Source organism: Sagittula stellata E-37 (assembly GCF_039724765.1).
In the GTDB taxonomy this organism is placed as follows: domain Bacteria; phylum Pseudomonadota; class Alphaproteobacteria; order Rhodobacterales; family Rhodobacteraceae; genus Sagittula; species Sagittula stellata.
This window is the reverse complement of the sequence record NZ_CP155729.1, coordinates 1,977,299-1,997,198: the sequence shown is the minus strand read 5'-3', so window position 1 is coordinate 1,997,198 and position 19,900 is coordinate 1,977,299. Positions and strand designations below refer to the sequence as shown.

Here is a 19,900-nt window from a genome sequence, read left to right as displayed (position 1 = left end):
CCTCCGAACCGCGCGCCGGAGGCGCGCGGCGAGGCAAACAGCATGGGCGCCCAACGGGCGCCCATTCATCCGGATCAGTCCTTTTTCTTCTGGAGCGACCCCAGGTGCTTCTTGAGCGCGCCTGCGTTCTTCGTCCGGCGCCCCTTGTAGGGGTTCTTGTCGCCCTGCCCCCGCATATGCAGGCGGATGGGCGTGCCGGGCATGTCGAAGTCCTCCCGCAGCCCGTTGACCAGATAGCGCGAATAGCTTTCCGGCAGCTTGTCAGGATGCGAGCACATCACCACGAAACCCGGCGGCCGCGTCTTCGCCTGCGTCATGTAGCGCAGCTTGATCCGGCGGCCCTGCGGTGCCGGGGGCGGATGGCGCGCGATCATGGCCTCCAACCAGCGGTTGAGCTGCCCTGTGGACACGCGGCGGTTCCAGACCGTGTAGGCCTTCATCACCGCCTCCTGCAGCTTGTCCAGCCCCTTGCCGGTCCGGGCCGAAACCGTCACCAACGGCGCACCGCGCAGCTGCGGCAGGACATGCTCGAACTGCTCGCGCAGCCACTTCAGCTTTTCCTGCTTCTCGCCCTCGATGTCCCACTTGTTGACCGCCACCACCACGGCGCGCCCTTCGCGTTCGGCCAGGTCGGCGATCTTGAGGTCCTGTGTCTCGAAAGGAATGGCCGCGTCCAGCAGCACCACGACCACCTCGGCGAATTTGACCGCCCGGATGCCGTCCGAGACCGACAGCTTCTCCAGCTTTTCCTGAACTTTCGACCGGCGGCGCATGCCCGCGGTGTCGAAGATCCGCATCGGCACACCGCCCCATTCGTGGGTCAGAGAGATCGCGTCGCGCGTGATCCCCGCCTCAGGCCCGGTCAGCAGACGGTCCTCGCCGATGATATGGTTGATAAGCGTCGACTTGCCCGCGTTCGGGCGGCCCACCACTGCGATCTGCAGCGGCCGCGCCAGCGTCGGCATCGGCACGCTGTCGTCGTCCTCATCCTCGTCGGAGACGGCGACATCCGTCTCTGGCGTGTCGCCCGCGCGCGCCGCGTCGAACCCCTCCGCCAGCGGAAGGAGGACCGAGTAGAGATCCGGCATCCCCTCGCCATGCTCGGCCGACAGGCGCAACGGTTCGCCCAGACCCAGTTCGAAAGCCTCGAAGACACCGGCGTCGGCCGCAGAGCCTTCGGCCTTGTTGGCGGCAATGATCACGTGTTTGGCGCGCTTGCGCAGGATCTCGGCAAAGACATGGTCGTCGGGCAGCAGCCCCGCTCGTGCGTCGATGAGGAACAGGCAGACGTCCGCCATGTCCACCGCCCTCTCCGTCAGGCGCCGCATCCGCGCGGGAAGAGAATCGTCGTTGGCGTTCTCAAGTCCCGCCGTGTCGATCACGGTGAACCGCAGGTCGCCCAGCTTCGCCTCGCCCTCCCGCAGGTCGCGGGTCACGCCGGGCTGGTCGTCGACCAGCGCCAGCCTTTTGCCGACGAGACGGTTGAACAGTGTCGACTTGCCCACATTGGGGCGCCCGACGATGGCGAGAGAGAAGGACATGGAACGGCTCCGCGGATCAGATCGCGCATGTAACGCATTTTCCGCACGCGCGAAAGGCCCCGCGGACCGCACCGTCCGGCACAGATCGGCTGCCCCCGGCAGGCCTCTTCGGAATCACCCCCGAAGCAGGCCCCGGGACATCAGCGGTAGGCGTGCAGCACGCCCTTCTTCGAGACGACATAGAGTGTGCCGCCGGCCACCACGGGCCGCGTCGTCGCACCGCCCGGCACGTCGATGGTCTGGACCAGCGTGCCATCCGCAGGGTTGAACGCCCGCAACTGCCCGTCCGACCCGGCCACGATCAGCCGTCCGCCCGCCATGATCGGCCCCATGTTCGCATAGGCGCTGTCGCGCCGCTTGTTCGGCTTGCGGCGCTGCACGTAGCCCGGCAGATCCGCCGTCCAGATTTCCTGCCCCGTCGCCGCGTCCAGACGGACAAGCTGGTTCAGGTCCGACACGAAGAACACCGAATCCCCGGCTGGCCACATCGGACCCTCCGCGCCATAGGGCGCTTCCCAGATCCGCTCGCCGGTGTAGACCGACATCGCCGCCACGCGGCCCGAATGGTTGCCCGCAAAGACCGTGTCGCCCGAGATCACCGGATCGCCGGTCACGTCATCGAAGCCCGCAAGAGTCACGCCCGGTCGCCGCCCCAGCAGCTCGGAACTCCAGAGCCGCAGGCCCCCTTGCCGGAACGCGCCCTGCACCGTGCCCGATCCGTAAGAGAAGATCACATGCTGGTCGCCGATGGCGGGGGCCGGACCGCCCGCAACGTTGCCCACGTCGCCCTGCCCGTCTAGCTGCCAGCGGACTTTGCCGTCCGCCGCCTCCACCGCCCAGCCGGTGGTGTCGCCGGAAACCGCGTAGACCAGCCCGTCGGCGTAGCTCGGGGCGCCCGTCGAGGTGTTGCCGAACTCCTGCGTCCAGAGCTTCGCGCCCGTCGCCGGGTCCAGCGCAACCAGCTCACCGTAGGCAGACGTCACGTACAGGCGGCCACCGCCCACGGCCAGACCGCCGCCCTCGCCAAGCGAGGTCTTCTCGCGCGGAGGGGTCAGGTCGGTGGACCACAGCGCCTCGCCGTTCAGGCCGGTGGCCTTGACCACGCTGCGCGCATCCATCGTGAAGATACGTCCATCGGCCACCACCGGCTCCGCGTCCAGCCGCAGGCGGCGGCTGTCACCGGCTCCGATCGGCGCCGAGAACAACGGCTGCGGCGCGCTCGACAGCGCGGCGTTCGTGGTGCGCACCGAGGGTGAGACCGCGCTTTGCGTCCAGTTGGCGTTGTTGACCATCTGCGGGGCCGAGAACGCGCGGCTCACCGTCTGGGCTTCGCCCTCCGCCGGAGCGCGCGTTTCCAGAACGTCGCGGACGTTGAGGCGTTCACCGGTCAGCACCGGATCCTTCTCCTCGCAGCCAGCCAAAGCCAGCACACCCAGCGTGGTCAGAAGAATAGCCTTGCGCCGCATCGTCTCGTCCTCATTCTGCCCGCCGGACCCGCGTGGCCTTCGAAGTGCCACGGCCCCGGGCCTGTCTTCCCGTCCCAAGTCCGCCGCCGTATCGGTCCGATCCGGCGGCGCGGGCGCATCAGCTCTCCGGCATCTCGCCGCCCAGAGCCACAATCAACTGACTTGCCCTGCGACGCAAGCCCGCGGTGATCTCGGAATCGTCCAGCATCGCCTGAAGCCGCGTGAGGGCGGCTTCCCGCTCACCTACCTCGATCTCGACCAGCGCCAGTTGCTCCTCCGCGAGCAGCCGCAGCGGCTGTCCGGGCACCGCCAGCGCCTCCAGACCTGCGCGACGCTCCTCCACCGGCAGCACGTCGAAGCCCAGCATCATCGCCTTGTAGCTGGCGATCTGCCGGTAGATGTTCGGCACCGCGGTGTCCGCAGCCACGCCTTGCAGCCGTGCGACCGCCGCCGGCGTCTCGCCGCTGGACTGCTCCGCATCGGCGGTCAGCATCTCCAGAACCGCACGAGCCGACGGTGTGTCCGACGACAGATCTTCCAGCGCCGCCGCCTTCGCGGCTGCGTCGTTGACATCCATGGCGTCGAGCACGCTGTCGCCGAACGCCTGCGCCGCCGTTTCCCGGCTCGAAATCTGGTATTCGCGCCACGCGGTGCCGCCGACCAGCAGCAGCACGATGAGCACGGCAATCCAGCCATAGCGCTTCATCATCGCGAACAGCCGGTCGCGTTTGACCTCTTCGGTCACCTCGTCGATGAAACTGTCGGTGTCGCTCACCTGCGTCCCCCCAAATTGCCCCGGGCGCCCCGGGCGACGCCCGGCGCAAAGCCGCGCGCGGACATGATTTCGGCCCCTCTTACAGGCTGCCCCCGCCCTTGCCAACACCCCCCGCCACCGCGTCTTCGACGAGAGAACGACGGAAATGCAGCGCAAAAACGTGTCACTCTTGCCATTGGCTGGCAGGAAATCGTGAATAATGCGCCCATACAGGGGTTGCGGCACGCACTTCATCTTGAAGACGCCGCTGCGGCACCCTAGAAAACTGAACCAAACGGTTCACCATTTGCCCTGGCGAGTGGTCCGCCCCGCGACGGCAGCCGTAACACTGTGACACCGCCGGGATTGCGGCGCCTAGGGACGACGGGAAACGAGCCATGCGAATTGTGTCAATCATCACGGCGATCCTAGTCGCGGCAATCCTGTACGGGGTCGTGCTTCAGCGCGATGCGCTGCTGGAATGGACCGCGCGGCTGTCGCCCTCTGCAGAGGAACGGGCCGAAGCCGCATCCGAACCGGCCCCCGCCCCCGAAGCGCCCGCCGTCGAAAGCGCTGCCGAAACGCAGGACACGCCGGAAAACGCCGTCCGCGTGATGGCCAACCGCTCCGTCGCGCAGGAAGTCGACAGCACCGTGCAGCTGCGGGGCGAGACGCAGGCGCTGCGCGAGGTCGAAGTGCGCGCCGAAACCGCGGGCAAGGTAATCTCTGCCCCGTTGCGCAAAGGCGCCCTCGTCGAAGCGGGGCAGCTTCTCTGCGAACTCGATCCCGGCACCCGCGAGGTCACGCTTTTGGAGGCCCGCGCCCGGCTGGCCGAAGCGAAGGCCATGGTGCCCGAGGCCCGCGCACGTCTGGCGGAGGCCCAGGCCCAGCTTCCCGCCGCCCGCGCCCGCATCACGGAGGCGGAGGCCGCCGTGCCCGCCGCAGAGGCCGCACTGCTCGAAGCGCGCGCCGGCATCCCCGCCTCCCAAGCCTCGCTGAAGGAGGCGGAGGCCCGCGTGCCGGAGGTCGAGGCCCGTCTCGAAGAGGCCAAGGCGCGCGTGCCCGAAGCCGAATCCCGGCTGGCGGAAGCCGAAGCTGCCGTGCCCGCCGCCGAGGCCCGCCTGAAGGAGGCCGAAGCCGCCGTCCCCGCCGCGGAAGCCGCACTGGAAGAGGCCGAATCCCGTGTCCCCGAAGCCGAGGCCCGCGTCCGGCAGGCGGAGGCGCAGGTCCGCGAGGCGGAGATCAACCTGACTGCTGCCAGCTCGCTCGCCAAGGACGGGTTCGCCGCCCAGACACGCCTCGCCTCCGCCGAAGCCGCCTTCGAGACCGCCAAGGCCTCTGTCCAGACCGCGCAGGCCGGGCTGAAGGCCGCCGCCTCCGGCATCCAGGCTGCCCGCTCCGGCCTCGAAGGCGCCCGCGCCGGGGTAGAGACCGCGCGCAGCAACATCGAGGCCGCCCGCGCCTCCGTGCAGGCCGCCCGCTCCGGCATCCGCAACGCCGAGGCCGGGGTGATCGCTGCCCGGACCCAGATCGAGAACGCAAAGGCCGGTGTCCAGACCGCACAGAGCCAGGTCGAGGGCGCCCGCGCCCGTGTCTCCACCGCGCTATCGAACGTCGAGGGCGCGAAGGCCGCCGTGATCTCCGCCAACTCCCAGCTCGAAGGCGCGCAGGCCGGCGTGCAATCCGCCAAGACCGGCGAGGAAAGCGCGCTGTCCGCCATCCAGTCCGCCGAAGCGGCCGTTGCCGCCGCGCAGAAAGACATCGACCGGCTGTCGATCACCGCCCCCTTCGCGGGCCTGCTGGAAACCGACACCGCCGAACTGGGCGCGCTGATGCAGCCCGCATCGGCCTGCGCGACGGTGATCCAGCTCGACCCGGTCAAGATCGTGGCCTACGTGCCCGAAACATCCGTCTCGCGCATCGACCTCGGCGCGCAGGCCGGAGCACGCCTGGCCGACGGACGCGAGATCGCGGGCGACGTTTCCTTCGTCTCCCGCTCTGCCGATCCGGCCACCCGCACCTTCCGCGTCGAACTCGAGGTCCCCAACCCCGAGCTGACCATCCGCGACGGCCAGACGGCCGACATCCTGATCGAGGCCGAGGGCGCGAAAGGCCACCTTGTCGCGCAGTCGACCCTGACCCTCAACGACGAGGGCGCGCTCGGCGTCCGCATCGTGACCGAGGATGAAACGGCGAAATTCGTCCCCGTGACAATCCTGCGTGACACCCGCGAAGGGGTCTGGGTCACCGGCCTGCCCGACACCGTGGACGTGATCGTCCTCGGACAGGAATACGTCACCGACGGCGTCCCCGTGGTGCCCAGCTTCGAGGAAGTGATCCAATGACCGGAATCATCGACTGGGCCGCCGCGCGCGCCCGGATGGTCATCGCCTTCATCGTCCTGTCGCTGGCCGTGGGCGGATACGCCTACGTCAACCTGCCGAAGGAAGGTGAACCGGATATCGAGATCCCGGCGCTTTTCGTCTCCGTCCCCTTCCCCGGCATCTCCGCCTCCGACAGCGAAAAGCTGCTGGTCAAGCCGATGGAGACGGAGCTGTCCGACCTCGACGGGCTGAAGACCATGACCGGCACCGCCTCCGAAGGCTATGCCGGTGTGGCGCTGGAATTCGAATTCGGCTGGGACAAGACCAAGACCCTGGCCGATGTCCGGGACGCCATGAACAACGCCGAAGGCCAGTTCCCCGACGGGGCCGAGGACTACTCGATCAACGAGATCAACTTTTCCGAATTCCCGATCCTCATCGTCAACCTGACCGGCCCGGTGCCGGAACGCACGCTGACTAAGGTCGCCAAGGACCTGCAGGACCGCGTCGAGGGGCTGGACTCCGTGCTTGAGGCCGGCATCGCCGGCAAACGCGACGAGATGGTCGAGGTGGTGATCGACCCGCTCCAGCTCGAAAGTTACAACATCACGGCCGGTGAACTGATCGCGACGGTCCAGAACAACAACCAGCTGATCGCCGCGGGCGAGGTGGAAACCGACCAGGGCACCTTTGCCGTCAAGATCCCCGCCTCCTTCGAGGAAAGCCAGGACATCTTCAATCTGCCGGTCAAGACCAACGGCCAGCGCACCGTGACGCTGGGCGAGCTGACCGATATCCGCCTGACCTTCGAAGACAGGATCGGCACCGCCCGTTTCAACGGCGAGACGACGGTCGCTCTGCAGGTGGTCAAGCGCAAGGGCTTCAACATCATCGACACCGCCAACGAAGTGCGCGCGGTGATCGACGAGGCGCAGAAGGCATGGCCGCCGGAGCTTCAGGCGATCCTCGACATCGGCGCATCGAACGACCAGTCCCGGCAGGTGGCCTCCATGGTCAGCCAGCTTGAAGGGTCCGTCCTGACCGCCATCGCGCTGGTGATGATCGTGGTGCTGGCCTCGCTGGGCCTGCGCCCCGCGCTGCTGGTGGGTTTCGCGATCCCGACCTCCTTCCTCTTGTGCTTCCTACTGCTGGCCCTGATGGGCGTGTCGATCTCCAACATCGTGATGTTCGGCCTGATCCTCGCCGTGGGGATGCTGGTGGACGGGGCCATCGTGGTCGTCGAATACGCCGACAAGCGGATCGAGGAAGGCTCAGGCCCGATGCACGCCTACGTGGAGGCCGCACACCGCATGTTCTGGCCGGTCGTCTCGTCGACCGCGACAACGCTCTGCGCCTTCCTGCCGATGCTGTTCTGGCCCGGCGTCGCGGGCGAGTTCATGGGGATGCTGCCCGTGACGCTGATCTTCGTGCTGTCGGCCTCGCTGGTGGTCGCGCTGGTCTACCTGCCTGTGATGGGCGGCGTTTCGGGCCGCTGGTCGCGCCAGGTTGGCCGCATGGGCACGGCGTTGCGCGGTGCAGCACCCTGGTGGCTGCGCGCGGCGCTGGTGCCGCTGGCGCTCTTCGGGTTGTTCGTCGGCGCGATGCTGGTGCTGAACCCCGACTACCTCGGCCCGACAGACGCGACGGGCTTTGCCGCCCGCCTGCCCGGTGTCGTGATCTTCATGATCTTCTCGGTCATCTCCTCCGTTGTGATGGACGCCGCCGCGCCACACCGCAAACCGAAGCGCGTGGATGGCCGCTACCGCCGGACGCCCTTCGGCCACTTCATCAACTTCATCTCCGGCAATCCGATCATGCCCATCGTCACCGTCGGCGCGGTCGTGGGCTTCGTGATGTTCACCTTCAGCTACTTCGGCACCCACAACAACGGGGTCGAATTCTTCGTCGAGAGCGAGCCCGAGCAGGCCATCGTCTATGTCCGCGCGCGCGGCAACCTCAGCCTCGCCGAGAAGGACGCCATCGTGAAGCGGGCCGAGGACATCGTGCTGAGCCATCCCGGCATCAAGAGCGCCTTCGCCTTCGCCGGGGACGGCGGACTGAACAACAACACCGGCGGCGCCGAGGCCCCCAAGGACACCATCGGGCAGGTCCAGCTTGAAACCATCCCGTGGGAGGACCGCCCCGCCTATGCCGCCGCCCATCCCGAGGACATCACGCTCGATCAACTCGACGGCGACGTCATCATCGAAGAGTTGACCGCCAAGCTGGAACAGATCCCCGGCACGGAGATCGAGATCCTGGCCCAGGCCCGCGGTCCCGCCTCCGGCAAGCCGCTGCACCTGCGGCTCAAGGGCGACAACTGGGACGACCTGCTGGCGGCCGTCGCCACCGCCCGCGCCCGGTTCGAGGACACGCCCGGCCTGACCCTGATCGAGGACACGCGCCCCCTGCCCGGCATCGACTGGCAGATCGACGTCGACGTCGAGAAGGCCGGCCTTTACGGCGCAGACGTCGCCACCGTGGGCGCGATGGTCCAGCTCGTCACGCGCGGTATCCTGCTGGACACCATGCGGGTCGACAGCTCCGACGAAGAGATCGACATCCGCGTGCGCCTGCCCGAGGAATACCGCGTCCTGTCGACCCTCGACACGCTGAAGGTGCGCACCGCCGACGGCCTTGTGCCCCTGTCGAACTTCATCACCCGCACGCCCGTCGAGAAACTGGCCGAGATCAACCGCATCGACCAGAAGCGCTACTTCGACCTGAAGGCCGACGTGACGCCCGGGCTGGTGAATTTCACCGACGCCGACGGTGCGCGCCTTGCGGTCGGCAGCACGGAAAAGGCGGGCGACCAGGTGCCCTTCGACCTCGGCGACAAGACCTACGGCGTTTCCCCCGCCGACCTTGAAACGCTGGAGAGTGCAGGCAAGGTGACGGCCCTGCCGATCACAGCCAACGAGCGCATCGCCCTGATGACCGAGTGGCTCGACACCCGCCCCTTCGGACCCGGCATCGACTGGGAATGGACCGGCGACCAGGAGGATCAGGCCGAGAGCCAGGCCTTCCTGCAGTCTGCCTTTGCCGGCGCGCTGGGGCTGATGTTCATCATCCTGCTCGCCCAGTTCAACAGCTTCTACAACTCCGTTCTGGTGCTGCTGGCCGTCATCATGTCGGTGGCGGGCGTGCTCTGGGGCATGATCGTCATGGGGCAGTACTTCTCCATCATCATGACCGGCACCGGGATCGTGGCACTCGCCGGGATCGTGGTGAACAACAACATCGTGCTGATCGACACCTATCAGGAATACGCGCGCTACATGCCGCGGCTGGAGGCGATCACCCGAACCGCCGAGGACCGCATCCGCCCGGTGCTGCTGACCACGATCACCACCATGGCGGGCCTCGCGCCGATGATGTTCGGTCTCAGCCTCGACTTCTTCGCGGGCGGCTATTCCATCGACAGCCCCACCGCACTCTGGTGGAAGAACCTCGCCACGGCGGTTGTCTTCGGCCTGGGCATCGCGACCGTCCTGACGCTGGTCTTCACCCCCTCGATGCTGGCGATCCGCATCTGGTTCACGACCTACGTGAAATGGTTCGCCCGCCTGCTCGCACGCCTGTCCTTCGGACGCGGCAGCCGCATCGCCCGCGACTGGGCCCTCGCCCGCGAGGCAAAGCGCATAAAGGCCCCCGAGATCCTGTGGGAAGAGATCGACCGCCCTGCCCCGTCCCGGGATCCGGCAACCGACGACCCACAACTCGACTTGCCCCTGCGCGCGGCAGAGTGACCGGACGCACGAAGGGTCACGAACGCGTCGGGACGCGGGCCAAATGGCTGGCGTCCCGACATTCCGACGACACCCGCCGCGCGCGGGGACCTCATATGACGGTGTTCAAAGCACCCGCACAGGCAGGCCCTGAGAAACCTGAATGAAGTGGTTCCGCTGAACGGGGTTTGGCGCAGGACAAACCGCATGGCGACAAGGCAGGCTCAAACCGTCCTCTGCCGCCTGCACCGCTCCGAGCAGTAGCGGACATCGTCCCAGACCTTCGCCCACTTCTTCCGCCACACGAAAGGCAGCCCGCAAGTGGCGCATGTCTTCACCGGCAGATCGCGTTTCTTCACGGCCTTCGCCATCGCTCCCACATACGAAAAATATTCCCGCAAACGAAAAACGCGCCCGGACACCGGACGCGTTCTCCAAACCAAAGCCGAAGGATCAGTCTGCGGCCGGTCCCGGCACTTCCTCGGCACCGACGCCGGGCACGACCTCGATCTGGGTTTCTGCGCCTTGCGGCTCCTGGCCCTGCATGACGACCCAGCCGACCCAAACCACCAGCATGATGCCGACAAGAACCAGAAGGATCTTCATGCCCGCAAGCGGGCCGGCGTGACGTTTCTCTTGCTTGTGAATGTTCGTCTCTGGGGCGGACATATGAACCTCTTTCGTTTTCCCTGCGCGGCGCGGTTGCCGCTCGTCTGTTACCGGAATAACACTCGGACAGCCGCCCGGGTTCCATCGGGCAGGACCAGAAGGAGCACCGCGATGCAGGCCGAGGCCCCCCAGACCATCTATCTCAAGGATTACACGCCGTTCGGCTGGCATGTCGAAAGCGTGCACCTCACCTTCCGCCTGGCGCCGCACAGCACCCGCGTGCTGTCCAAGATCCGCTTTGCCCCCAACCCCGACGCCCCCGCGCAGACCTTCTTCCTGCACGGCGAGATGCTGAAACTGATCGCGGCGAAGATCGACGGCGCGCCTGTCACTCCGGACGTGACCGACGAAGGCCTGACCGTCGCCGTCCCCTCCGGTGCCTTCCTCTGGGAAGCGGAGGTGGAGATCGACCCGAAGGGCAACACCGCGCTCGAAGGGCTGTACATGTCGAACGGCATGTACTGCACCCAATGCGAGGCCGAGGGCTTTCGCAAGATCACCTATTATCCCGACCGCCCCGACGTGATGTCGACCTTCACCGTCCGCATCGAGGGCGACGAGAAGGTGAAGCTGTCGAACGGCAACCCGCAGGCCGAAGGCGATGGCTTTGCCGAATGGCACGATCCCTGGCCGAAGCCCGCCTACCTCTTTGCGCTGGTGGCCGGCGATCTGGTGAATCACCCCGGCGCCTTCACCACCATGTCCGGCAAGGACGTTGAGCTGAACATCTGGGTCCGCCCCGGCGACGAGGACAAATGCGCCTTCGGGATGGAGGCGCTGAAGAAGTCGATGAAGTGGGACGAGGAGGTTTACGGACGTGAATACGACCTTGATATCTTCAACATCGTCGCCGTCGACGACTTCAACATGGGCGCGATGGAGAACAAGGGCCTGAACGTCTTCAACTCTTCTTGCGTGTTGGCCTCGCCCGAGACGTCGACGGATGCCAACTTCGAGCGGGTCGAGGCGATCATCGCGCATGAGTATTTCCACAACTGGACCGGCAACCGCATCACCTGCCGCGACTGGTTCCAGCTTTGCCTGAAGGAGGGCCTGACCGTCTTCCGCGACTCGCAGTTCACCTCCGACATGCGGTCCGCACCGGTCAAGCGGATCTCCGACGTGATCGACCTGCGCGGCCGCCAGTTCCCGGAGGATCAGGGCCCGCTGTCGCACCCCGTGCGCCCGGAAAGCTTTCAGGAGATCAACAACTTCTACACCGCGACGGTCTACGAGAAGGGCGCCGAGGTGATCGGGATGCTCAAGCGTCTCGTCGGGGACGAGGCCTATGCCAAGGCGCTCGATCTCTACTTCGACCGCCACGACGGGCAGGCCTGCACCATCGAGGACTGGCTGAAGGTCTTCGAGGATGCCACGGGCCGCGACCTTTCGCAGTTCAAACGCTGGTACAGTCAGGCGGGAACGCCGCGTGTGTCCGTGTCGGAGTCCTTCGCAGACGGCACCTATTCGCTGACCTTCCGGCAGGAGACGACGCCGACCCCGGGCCAGCCCGAGAAGGCCCCTCAGGTGATCCCCCTGGCCGTTGGTCTTCTGAACCCGAACGGCGACGAGGTGCTCCCGACCACGCTCCTTGAGTTTAACCAGTCTGAACAAACATTTAATTTCAATGGTTTCGCGGCGAAACCTGTCCCCTCCCTGCTGCGCGGCTTCTCCGCCCCGGTTGTGCTTGACCGGGACGCGGGCCGCGAGGAACAGGCGTTCCTCCTGGCGCACGACACCGACACCTTCACCCGCTGGGACGCCGGCCGACAGCTCGCCCGGGAAACGCTGGTGGATATGATCCTGACCGGCGCGACCCCCGACATGGCCTATATCGACGGGCTGGAGGCGGTGCTTCGCGACGAAACCCTCGACCCCGCCTACCGGGCGCTGATGATGGGCACGCCCTCGCAATCGGAGCTGGCGCAGGTGCTGGCGGATCGCGGGCATGTCCCGGACCCCGACGCCATCTGGCAGGCGGCCGAGACGCTGGCGCAGGTCAAGGCGGAGCGCTGGACCGACCTCCTGCCCCGCCTCGCCGCGGAGGCGGAGGTGACCGGCACATACAGTCCCGACGCCGAACAGTCGGCCCGGCGGGCGCTTGGCGCGGCGGTGCTATCGCTTCAGACCCGGCTCGACGGCGGTGCCGCGGCGGAGGCCCAGTTCGCCCGCGCGGACAACATGACGCTGCAACTGTCGGCCCTGTCGAACCTGATCCGCGCGGGCCGGGACGAGGCGGCGCTGAAGGCCTTCGAGGACCAGTGGCGCGGCGACCGGCTGGTGATGGACAAGTGGTTCGGCCTGCAGATCGCGGCCACCACCCCGGAGAAGGTGGTGCCCCGGACCGAGGCCCTGACCGCGCATCCGGCCTTCGACTGGAAGAACCCCAACCGCTTCCGCGCCGTCATGGGAGCGATGATGACGCATCACGCCGGTTTCCACTCAGCCGACGGAGCGGGGTATCGCCTGCTGGCGGACTGGCTGATCCGGCTCGACGACGTGAACCCCCAGACCACGGCGCGCATGTGTCAGGCCTTCCAGACCTGGCGGCGCTACGATGCCGGCCGGCAGGAGACGATCCGGACGGAGCTGGAACGCATCCGTTCGAAGCAGAAGCTGAGCCGAGACGTGGACGAGATGGTGAGCCGTATCCTTGGCACCTGAGCAACTGGCCGCGCCGTTGGGCCGGCTTATGGGGCAGATCGCGGCCTGCGGCAGCGATCCGGTGGGGGCCTTGCCCCCACACCCCCAAGGTATTTCGGCCAAGATGAAGAGCATCGGTCCAGGAACCGGGCAAGGGTCGGTTTTGCCGGGGCGTCTTGCCGCGGATGGTTTTCAGGGGCTGGCCTTGTGCGCCGGCCGAACAGGAGGATGAAGACGATGAAAAGGTGGGACGAAAGCCGGGCGTTCAGGCCGGGGCGTGCCGCGTGAGCGGGGTGCTGATCGTCACCGGCGCATCGGCCGGGATCGGGGCCGCCACGGCGCGCAACGCGGCCTTCAACGGCTGGCCGCGCATCGTCGTGCATTACGGGCAGGACAAGGCAGGCGCCGAGGAGACGGCCGCCGTGGTCGAGAGCATGGGAGCGCAGGCATACCTTTTGCAGGCCGATGTCTCGAAACCCAAGGCGGTGCTGAAGATGTTCGACACCATCGCGGGTCTGAAGCCTGGACGGGTCGGGCTGGTGAACAATGCGGGGATCGTGGCGCAGACCGGAACGATCGCGGACCTGACGCCCGAGCGGGTGGAGAAGGTCTTTGCCGTCAACGTGCTGGGCGCTATTGAGGTGGCGCGGCAGGCCGTGGGCCTTATGCGGGCCTGGGGCAAGGGTGGCGGAATCGTCAACATATCGTCCGCCGCGGCACGTATGGGGTCTGCCAACCAGTACATCGACTACGCCGCGAGCAAGGGCGCCATCGACACCTTCACGCTTGGCCTTGCGGATGAACTGGCGCCCGAGGGCATCCGGGTCAACGCGATCCGGCCCGGGCTGATCGAGACCGGCATCCACGCCAAGGGCGGTGTGCCCGACCGGCTGGAGAAACTGGGAAAGACGCCGCCCATGGGCCGGCCCGGGACGGCTGACGAGGTGGCGGAGGCGATCCTCTGGCTGTTGTCGGAACGGGCGTCCTATGTCACGCGTACGATCCTCGACGTGGCCGGTGGACGGTGAGCGGCCCGCCGTTTGTCCTGAAACACCGCGCCTCGAACCGGACGCTGCAGGCGGCGCTTGTGCCGAGCCTCGTCTGGCTGGCGCCGCTGACGGTCTGACTGACGCTCGACGCCGCCGGGTGGATCCCGGCGCTGTTGACACTGGCAACCCTGACCTTGGCCCGCGACCTGGCACGGGACCGCCGTGCTCGCCCGGGGATGGAGAACCGGAGGTCGGTGTGGCGGTCGGGAGGCGGCACGGGCGGGATCGCACTGGGGCGCATACCTATCGCGCGTTTCTAGACCCGGCTGCACCTGTCTGTGCGCGCCCGTATCGTCACGGACGACGGGCGCCGCATCTCCTGCCTTCCCCGACCTGCCGCACTGGAGGAGGCGCTGACGCAACGCAACGTCACGACCGGGCGCCCCCCTTTCGGTCTGCACCGGGACAGCTGACCGCCCTTTCCCTTTGCGTCCGCTGCGTTATGTATAGAAGGCCGCGTGTCGGAGCGCCGCCCGGACTGCCCCCGGATCGCCCCATTGGCTGCAATTGACGGCCATGACACAGCGGCGCACTGTCGTCTGGACAGCTGCGCCCCTGTCTGTCATGGAAACTTTAACAACTTGTGATCATGGCAGACGAATGAAAGACCGTATCGACCCCCTGATCGAGGAACGCGCGCCATGGTTCTCGCGGAAGAATGCTTTCGTTGCCGCAGCGCGGGCCGTTCTCGAACGGCTTTTGACCTATGACCACACGCTGGAGGTGGCCGGGCAGCTCGACCACATGACCTCGCAGGACGGGTTCCGCCTGCTGGGCAGCCTGATTGCCAAGGACGTGGAGATCTCGGGACTCGACAACATCCCGCGCCACGGACCGGCGCTGATCGTGTCGAACCATCCGACCGGGTTGGCCGACGGGGTGATCCTTTACAACGCCTTGGGGACGATCCGGCCCGACACGTACTTCTTTGCCAACAAGGATGTGGTGCGCGTTCTGCCGCAGCTCGACAACATCGTCTGCCCGGTGGAGTGGCGGCAGGAGAAGCGGTCGCATGCCAAGACGCGCGAGACCATGGCCTATTGCCGCCGCGCGGTCGAGGAAGGCCGTCTCGGGGTGATCTTCCCCTCCGGCCGGCTGGCCAAGCGGCGCGGCCTGTCGCTGCACGAGCGGCCCTGGATGGCCAGCGCCGCGATGATCGCGCGCAAGCTGGACCTGCCGGTGATCCCGGTGAACATCCGCGCGCGCAACTCTGTCATGTTCTACCTGTTCGACGTGCTGCATCCGACGCTGCGCGACATTTCGCTGTTTCACGAGACGCTGAACAAGGCACGCCAGCCGTTCCGCATCACCGTCGGCGAACCGATCTCTCCCTCTGCGCTGCCGGCGAAGAGCGAGGAAGGCATCGAGATCCTGCGCCGGGCGACGCTGTCGCTGGGCGGGCCGAAGGCGCCGGCCGTCAGCCTTGTCGACGCGACCCGGCGGCCGAGCTGGCTGAAGGCCTGAAAGGTTTTTCGCGCCGGACATGAGCCAGACCGGACATGAAAAAGGCCCGCCAATGCGCGGGCCTTATGTCGTTTTGCGGCATGGCGGCGGGTGTCAGCCCTCGGACTGGGTGCTGATGAGCATCCGGACCGGGTTGTCCATCGCCTCCCGCAGGGTTTCCACCGGTGGCAACGCATCTTTCAGGGCGCGTGCGAAGATGGAAATCGGGCGCGCCTCCGGCCGGACGCTCTCGAACGAGGCGAGCAGGGTTCTCATGCGCTCGTTCTCCCACTTATCCTGAAGATCCTCGGGACGGGCGACGGGGCGTAGCGATCGGGCGATGCCCTGACAGTAGCTTTGGCTGCGGGTCCAGTCCATGATGTCGCGGCGCTTGCGCGAGGAGTGGAACGGCCCCCAATCGGCAGCGACCCCGCGCATGCCTGCGCTGACAACCTTGTCGCGATTGACCGTGAAGGCCATGATTCGCAGCGCGCAGGAGAGGTTGTCCTCCGGGTTCTTGAGGGCGGAACCGCTTTGGGCCTTGCAGTGATAGTTGCGCGCGGTGGCGGGCAGGATCTGCGTCAATCCGTACCAGCGTCCGCCGCCGCCGACCGCGGTGGGGCGATGTGTGCTTTCATGCCACGCCAGCGAGGAAATCAGACCTACCCAGAAGGCTTCACGCTGTTCGCGGCTTGCGGTCGGATAGGCCGGGCAGTACGAGGCGATATCCCTCGGCACAATATCGGGGAGTGCATGGGCGTGGCTCCGCAATCCCTTGAGGACTGCGAGTGTCCAGCTCTTGCGGCCGGGTTTTGTGTCCCATCTAGCATCCGGGACGGCGAGGCGACGCTGTTTCGGGCGCACCGAGGCCATGACCGTCTGCGCGTGGGCAGTTACGGTTGGCACGGGCCCGACCTGCGACAGCAACGGATTGGCATCCGCAGCGGTCCAGACCGACGATGTCCCGATGAGCGTGATAAGGGCAGCAGCACGCAACATGACGGCGGCACCCTGCCGGAAAAGGTCCGGATTCGCAAGGCCGCCGGTCGGCATGGTTCCGCGCAGGTCTGTTGCCCCCGGAACGGGTGGCCGAAGATCGCGTAACATTGCGCCGGGATCTGGCGCGAGGCCGAGGACCGTTAGGGACCCGGTAACCGATGTGTCCGACACATGCGGTCTTTCCGAAAATGGTCTGATATAGGTCGACACGGTTCCGCGAAGCCGCCGTCTTTTGGCCCACATGCGCCCGCAGACTGACGTTCTGCTGCTGCCCAATCGGACCCTTCCAACACCATGCGCCCGAACCGCCATGCCGACCAGAGAGCCCTGCGGGTCCGCCGCGTGACGGCCACCGTGCCGCCGCTGCGGCCAAGGGTCGAGATCGCGGTGCGCACGCCCGGACCCGATGCGGCACAGCGGGCGGAGCATTTCGCCAGGGGCCTCCACCTTGCCCGGCAGGAGGCCTGGGAAGAACTGGCCGACCTGATGGTTGCCGCCGACCGCGAAAAGCATCTGACAGAAGGACTGTTCCCGGTGGCGATTATTCTGTCCCGGGGTGCGCGATCGGACGCGGTGCAGGCCGCCCGCGACGCGGTACGCCGCGGGGAACCGAAGACCGCCTGCGCGATCCTCGCCACGTTCCGGGCCGCGCTGGAGGATGAGCAGGAGCGCCCGGCGTTCGATGGCCTGGCTGCGATGGCGCATGTGGACGTGGCGCTTGCCTGGCGCGGCGCTTCCGCCCCGGCGCAGCTTTCGGCACAGCGCCGGATGGCCTATGGCTGGCACATGGCCGAGGCGCGCAAGCTGGTCGATCACTACAATGCCTTCGAGTCGGGCTTGTCCAGCTGGGCGGCCCTGCGCTGCGCCGTGCTGGAGGCCGACCCGGCCCCCACCGCACGCGTCGCGGACGACTACGAGGACCTCATCGAACTGGCGCCGGAGACGCCGGTTCACATGATGGCCATGGGCCAGGATCTGCGCCCGCGCCGTTTCGGGAGCTGGGAAATGCTCGACCGCCAGGCCCGCCGCGTGATCGGACAGACGAGCGACATCTGGGGCATGGCGGGCTACGCCTGGGTCTACATCGGCGCGCTGGAACAGGACGCGGGCGCGCTGCGCAGGGTCGACGCCGAACTGTTCACCGAAGGGCTGCATGACATTCTGGAGCGCCACCCGACCCAGGACATGGCCAACCGGCTTGCCGCCTTCACCGGGCTGACGCTGGGCGGCCCCTCGGAACCGGGCACCGCGCGACGCCGCATTGCCGATGCTTTCGGCTGGATCACACAGGACTATCTGCGTGAACTCCACCCCGAGATCTGGGCCACTGCCCCCTCACCCGGCCGCCCCCTGCCAAAGGAAGACCTGCAGGACACCATCCGCCGTGGCCGCATGCGGGCGATTTCCACCATGGCCGAGTACTACGCACCGGCGCTGGACGTGGGCCGGCGCCTGGTGTTCACACCAGACGGCGTGCGGATGCTGAAGGGCGACTGAGGGTCTTTCTCATCGGAGAGCGTGCCCCTTTCCGGCTGCGGGCCGCGACAGGGCCGCGATCAGACAGCGCACCTGCACAGGATACACCGGTTTCTGTACACATGCGGTTTCTATGCACATACGGCCGGTCGCGCCGCGATCTGGCCGGTTCCGGCTGGCGCAGCGCGCGGCCCCGCGCCATGATGCGCGGGCGGTCCGGCGCCGGGCCTTGCTCCGCCCCGCCCGGTGTTCTAGACCGCAACCCATTCTTGAGCATCGCGAGGCCCCGACATGCTGGATCTGACCTACGAGACCCCGAAACCCAAGGTGATCGCCGGAGCGAAGCACGACTGGGAACTGGTCATCGGGATGGAAGTGCACGCGCAGGTCGCGTCCAAGGCCAAGCTGTTCTCCGGTGCCTCCACCCAGTTCGGGGCCGAGCCGAACTCCAACGTGTCCTTCGTGGACGCCGCGATGCCGGGGATGCTGCCGGTCATCAACGAATACTGCATCGAGCAGGCGGTGCGCACGGGCCTTGGCCTGAAGGCGCAGATCAACCTTGTCTCCGCCTTCGACCGCAAGAATTACTTCTACCCCGACCTGCCGCAGGGCTACCAGATCAGCCAGCTTTACCACCCGCTGGTGGGCGAAGGCGAAATCCTTGTGGACATGGAACCCGGTATCGCCCGCCTCGTCCGGATCGAGCGCATCCACGTCGAACAGGACGCGGGCAAGTCGATCCACGACATGGACCCGAACATGTCCTTCGTCGACCTCAACCGCACGGGCGTCGCGCTGATGGAGATCGTCTCCCGCCCCGATATCCGCGGGCCGGAGGAAGCGGCGGCCTATGTCGCCAAGATGCGCCAGATCCTGCGCTACCTCGGCACCTGCGACGGCAACATGCAGAACGGCAACCTGCGGGCGGACGTGAACGTGTCGATCTGCCGTCCCGGCCAGTACGAAAAGTATCAGGAAACGCAGGACTTCAGCCATCTGGGCACGCGCTGCGAGATCAAGAACATGAACTCCATGCGGTTCATCCAGATGGCCATCGACGTCGAGGCGCGGCGCCAGATCGCCATTGTCGAGGGCGGCGGCACCGTCGATCAGGAAACGCGGCTGTACGATCCCGACAAGAACGAGACGCGCTCCATGCGGTCGAAGGAAGAGGCGCACGATTACCGCTACTTCCCCTGCCCCGACCTGCTGCCGCTGGAGATCGAGCAGGGCTGGGTCGACGACATCGCCGCCTCTTTGCCGGAACTGCCGGACGAGAAGAAAGCCCGCTTCATGGGCGATTTCGGCCTGACGGAGTACGACGCGAACGTGCTGACCGCCGAGACGGTCAACGCCGCCTACTTCGAACAGGTGGTGACGGAGGCGGGCGACGGCAAACTGTCCGCCAACTGGGTCATCAACGAGCTGTTCGGCCGCCTGAAGAAGGACGACCGCGACATCACCGACAGCCCGGTGACACCGGGGCAACTGGCGTCCATCATCAAGCTGATCAAGTCGGATGCGATTTCCGGCAAGATCGCAAAGGACCTGTTCGAGATCGTCTATACCGAAGGCGGCGACCCGGAGAAGATCGTCGAAGAGCGCGGCATGAAGCAGGTCACCGATACCGGCGCCATCGAAACGGCGGTGGACGAGATCATCGCGGCCAACCCCGCACAGGTGGAAAAGGCCAAGGCCAATCCGAAGCTCGCGGGGTGGTTCGTGGGCCAGGTGATGAAGGCGACGGGCGGCAAGGCCAACCCCAAGGCGGTCAACGAGATCGTCGCCCGCAAACTGGCGCAGTGACA

13 protein-coding genes are annotated in these 19,900 nt (G+C 66.8%); 7 read left to right on the top strand and 6 right to left on the bottom strand.

Features of this window, described 5'->3' with window-relative positions:
• Window positions 1–74: 74 nt before the first annotated feature.
• The 3 genes from der to ABFK29_RS09430 all read right to left on the bottom strand — a co-directional run bounded on the left by der (window position 75) and on the right by ABFK29_RS09430 (window position 3,782).
• On the bottom strand, window positions 75–1,541 hold the full coding sequence (gene der, locus ABFK29_RS09440; RefSeq protein WP_005863333.1) for a ribosome biogenesis GTPase Der: 1,467 nt from the start codon (window positions 1,539–1,541) through the stop codon (window positions 75–77).
• Window positions 1,542–1,681: 140 nt separating this feature from the next.
• Entirely contained in the window at window positions 1,682–3,007 is a 1,326-nt protein-coding gene (locus ABFK29_RS09435; RefSeq protein WP_005863331.1) for a PQQ-like beta-propeller repeat protein, read from the bottom strand.
• 118 nt (window positions 3,008–3,125) lie between these two features.
• Window positions 3,126–3,782, bottom strand: a complete 657-nt coding sequence (locus ABFK29_RS09430; protein ID WP_005863329.1) for a tetratricopeptide repeat protein — start codon at window positions 3,780–3,782, stop codon at window positions 3,126–3,128.
• Window positions 3,783–4,159: 377 nt separating this feature from the next.
• Here ABFK29_RS09430 and ABFK29_RS09425 point away from each other — a divergent pair, with 377 nt between their 5' ends.
• Both ABFK29_RS09425 and ABFK29_RS09420 read left to right on the top strand, forming a co-directional pair.
• On the top strand, window positions 4,160–6,106 hold the full coding sequence (locus tag ABFK29_RS09425) for an efflux RND transporter periplasmic adaptor subunit (RefSeq protein ID WP_005863327.1): 1,947 nt from the start codon (window positions 4,160–4,162) through the stop codon (window positions 6,104–6,106).
• Window positions 6,103–9,834 (top strand): efflux RND transporter permease subunit, encoded by a 3,732-nt coding sequence (locus tag ABFK29_RS09420; protein WP_005863325.1) that lies wholly within the window; start codon window positions 6,103–6,105, stop codon window positions 9,832–9,834. The genes ABFK29_RS09425 and ABFK29_RS09420 overlap by 4 nt, the downstream gene beginning before the upstream one ends.
• Before the next feature lie 203 nt (window positions 9,835–10,037).
• Here the strand turns inward: ABFK29_RS09420 and ABFK29_RS09415 are convergent, their stop codons facing one another.
• Both ABFK29_RS09415 and ABFK29_RS09410 read right to left on the bottom strand, forming a co-directional pair.
• Window positions 10,038–10,184, bottom strand: a complete 147-nt coding sequence (locus ABFK29_RS09415) for a DUF2256 domain-containing protein (protein WP_005863323.1) — start codon at window positions 10,182–10,184, stop codon at window positions 10,038–10,040.
• A gap of 82 nt (window positions 10,185–10,266) precedes the next feature.
• A complete protein-coding gene (locus ABFK29_RS09410; protein ID WP_005863321.1) occupies window positions 10,267–10,482 on the bottom strand; it encodes a hypothetical protein in 216 nt (71 codons plus the stop codon).
• Window positions 10,483–10,593: 111 nt separating this feature from the next.
• Between ABFK29_RS09410 and pepN the strand changes: the two genes are divergently transcribed.
• The 3 genes from pepN (at window position 10,594) to ABFK29_RS09395 (ending at window position 15,638) form a co-directional block, all read left to right on the top strand.
• Window positions 10,594–13,146 carry an aminopeptidase N gene (gene pepN, locus ABFK29_RS09405; RefSeq protein WP_005863320.1) on the top strand — a complete coding sequence of 851 codons (2,553 nt, stop codon included), beginning with the start codon at window positions 10,594–10,596 and terminating at the stop codon, window positions 13,144–13,146.
• A 224-nt stretch (window positions 13,147–13,370) separates the two neighbouring features.
• Window positions 13,371–14,153, top strand: coding sequence for an SDR family oxidoreductase (locus ABFK29_RS09400; protein ID WP_430459348.1), 783 nt, complete (start codon window positions 13,371–13,373; stop codon window positions 14,151–14,153).
• Between the two features lie 621 nt (window positions 14,154–14,774).
• Window positions 14,775–15,638, top strand: coding sequence for a lysophospholipid acyltransferase family protein (locus tag ABFK29_RS09395; RefSeq protein ID WP_005864348.1), 864 nt, complete (start codon window positions 14,775–14,777; stop codon window positions 15,636–15,638).
• 93 nt (window positions 15,639–15,731) lie between these two features.
• On the opposite strand, the gene ABFK29_RS09390 is transcribed toward ABFK29_RS09395, so the two are convergent.
• Complete coding sequence (locus ABFK29_RS09390) at window positions 15,732–16,616, bottom strand: transglycosylase SLT domain-containing protein (RefSeq protein ID WP_083803570.1); 885 nt, start codon at window positions 16,614–16,616, stop codon at window positions 15,732–15,734.
• A 294-nt stretch (window positions 16,617–16,910) separates the two neighbouring features.
• On the opposite strand from ABFK29_RS09390, the gene ABFK29_RS09385 reads away from it, so the two are divergent.
• On the top strand, window positions 16,911–18,113 hold the full coding sequence (locus ABFK29_RS09385) for a hypothetical protein (protein WP_005864343.1): 1,203 nt from the start codon (window positions 16,911–16,913) through the stop codon (window positions 18,111–18,113).
• Window positions 18,114–18,383: 270 nt separating this feature from the next.
• Window positions 18,384–19,898, top strand: coding sequence for an Asp-tRNA(Asn)/Glu-tRNA(Gln) amidotransferase subunit GatB (gene gatB / locus ABFK29_RS09380; RefSeq protein ID WP_005864340.1), 1,515 nt, complete (start codon window positions 18,384–18,386; stop codon window positions 19,896–19,898).
• Window positions 19,899–19,900 lie beyond the last annotated feature (2 nt).

Bases quoted from the DNA above. Each gene is read 5' to 3' on its own strand.
- der (WP_005863333.1), bottom strand. From the start codon at position 1,541: ATGTCCTTCTCTCTCGCCATCGTCGGGCGCCCCAATGTGGGCAAGTCG.
- ABFK29_RS09410 (WP_005863321.1), bottom strand. From the start codon at position 10,482: ATGTCCGCCCCAGAGACGAACATTCACAAGCAAGAGAAACGTCACGCC.
- ABFK29_RS09390 (WP_083803570.1), bottom strand. From the start codon at position 16,616: ATGTTGCGTGCTGCTGCCCTTATCACGCTCATCGGGACATCGTCGGTC.
- ABFK29_RS09385 (WP_005864343.1), top strand. From the start codon at position 16,911: ATGCGCCCGAACCGCCATGCCGACCAGAGAGCCCTGCGGGTCCGCCGC.
- gatB (WP_005864340.1), top strand. From the start codon at position 18,384: ATGCTGGATCTGACCTACGAGACCCCGAAACCCAAGGTGATCGCCGGA.
- pepN (WP_005863320.1), top strand. From the start codon at position 10,594: ATGCAGGCCGAGGCCCCCCAGACCATCTATCTCAAGGATTACACGCCG.
- ABFK29_RS09420 (WP_005863325.1), top strand. From the start codon at position 6,103: ATGACCGGAATCATCGACTGGGCCGCCGCGCGCGCCCGGATGGTCATC.
- ABFK29_RS09435 (WP_005863331.1), bottom strand. From the start codon at position 3,007: ATGCGGCGCAAGGCTATTCTTCTGACCACGCTGGGTGTGCTGGCTTTG.
- ABFK29_RS09395 (WP_005864348.1), top strand. From the start codon at position 14,775: ATGAAAGACCGTATCGACCCCCTGATCGAGGAACGCGCGCCATGGTTC.
- ABFK29_RS09415 (WP_005863323.1), bottom strand. From the start codon at position 10,184: ATGGCGAAGGCCGTGAAGAAACGCGATCTGCCGGTGAAGACATGCGCC.
- ABFK29_RS09425 (WP_005863327.1), top strand. From the start codon at position 4,160: ATGCGAATTGTGTCAATCATCACGGCGATCCTAGTCGCGGCAATCCTG.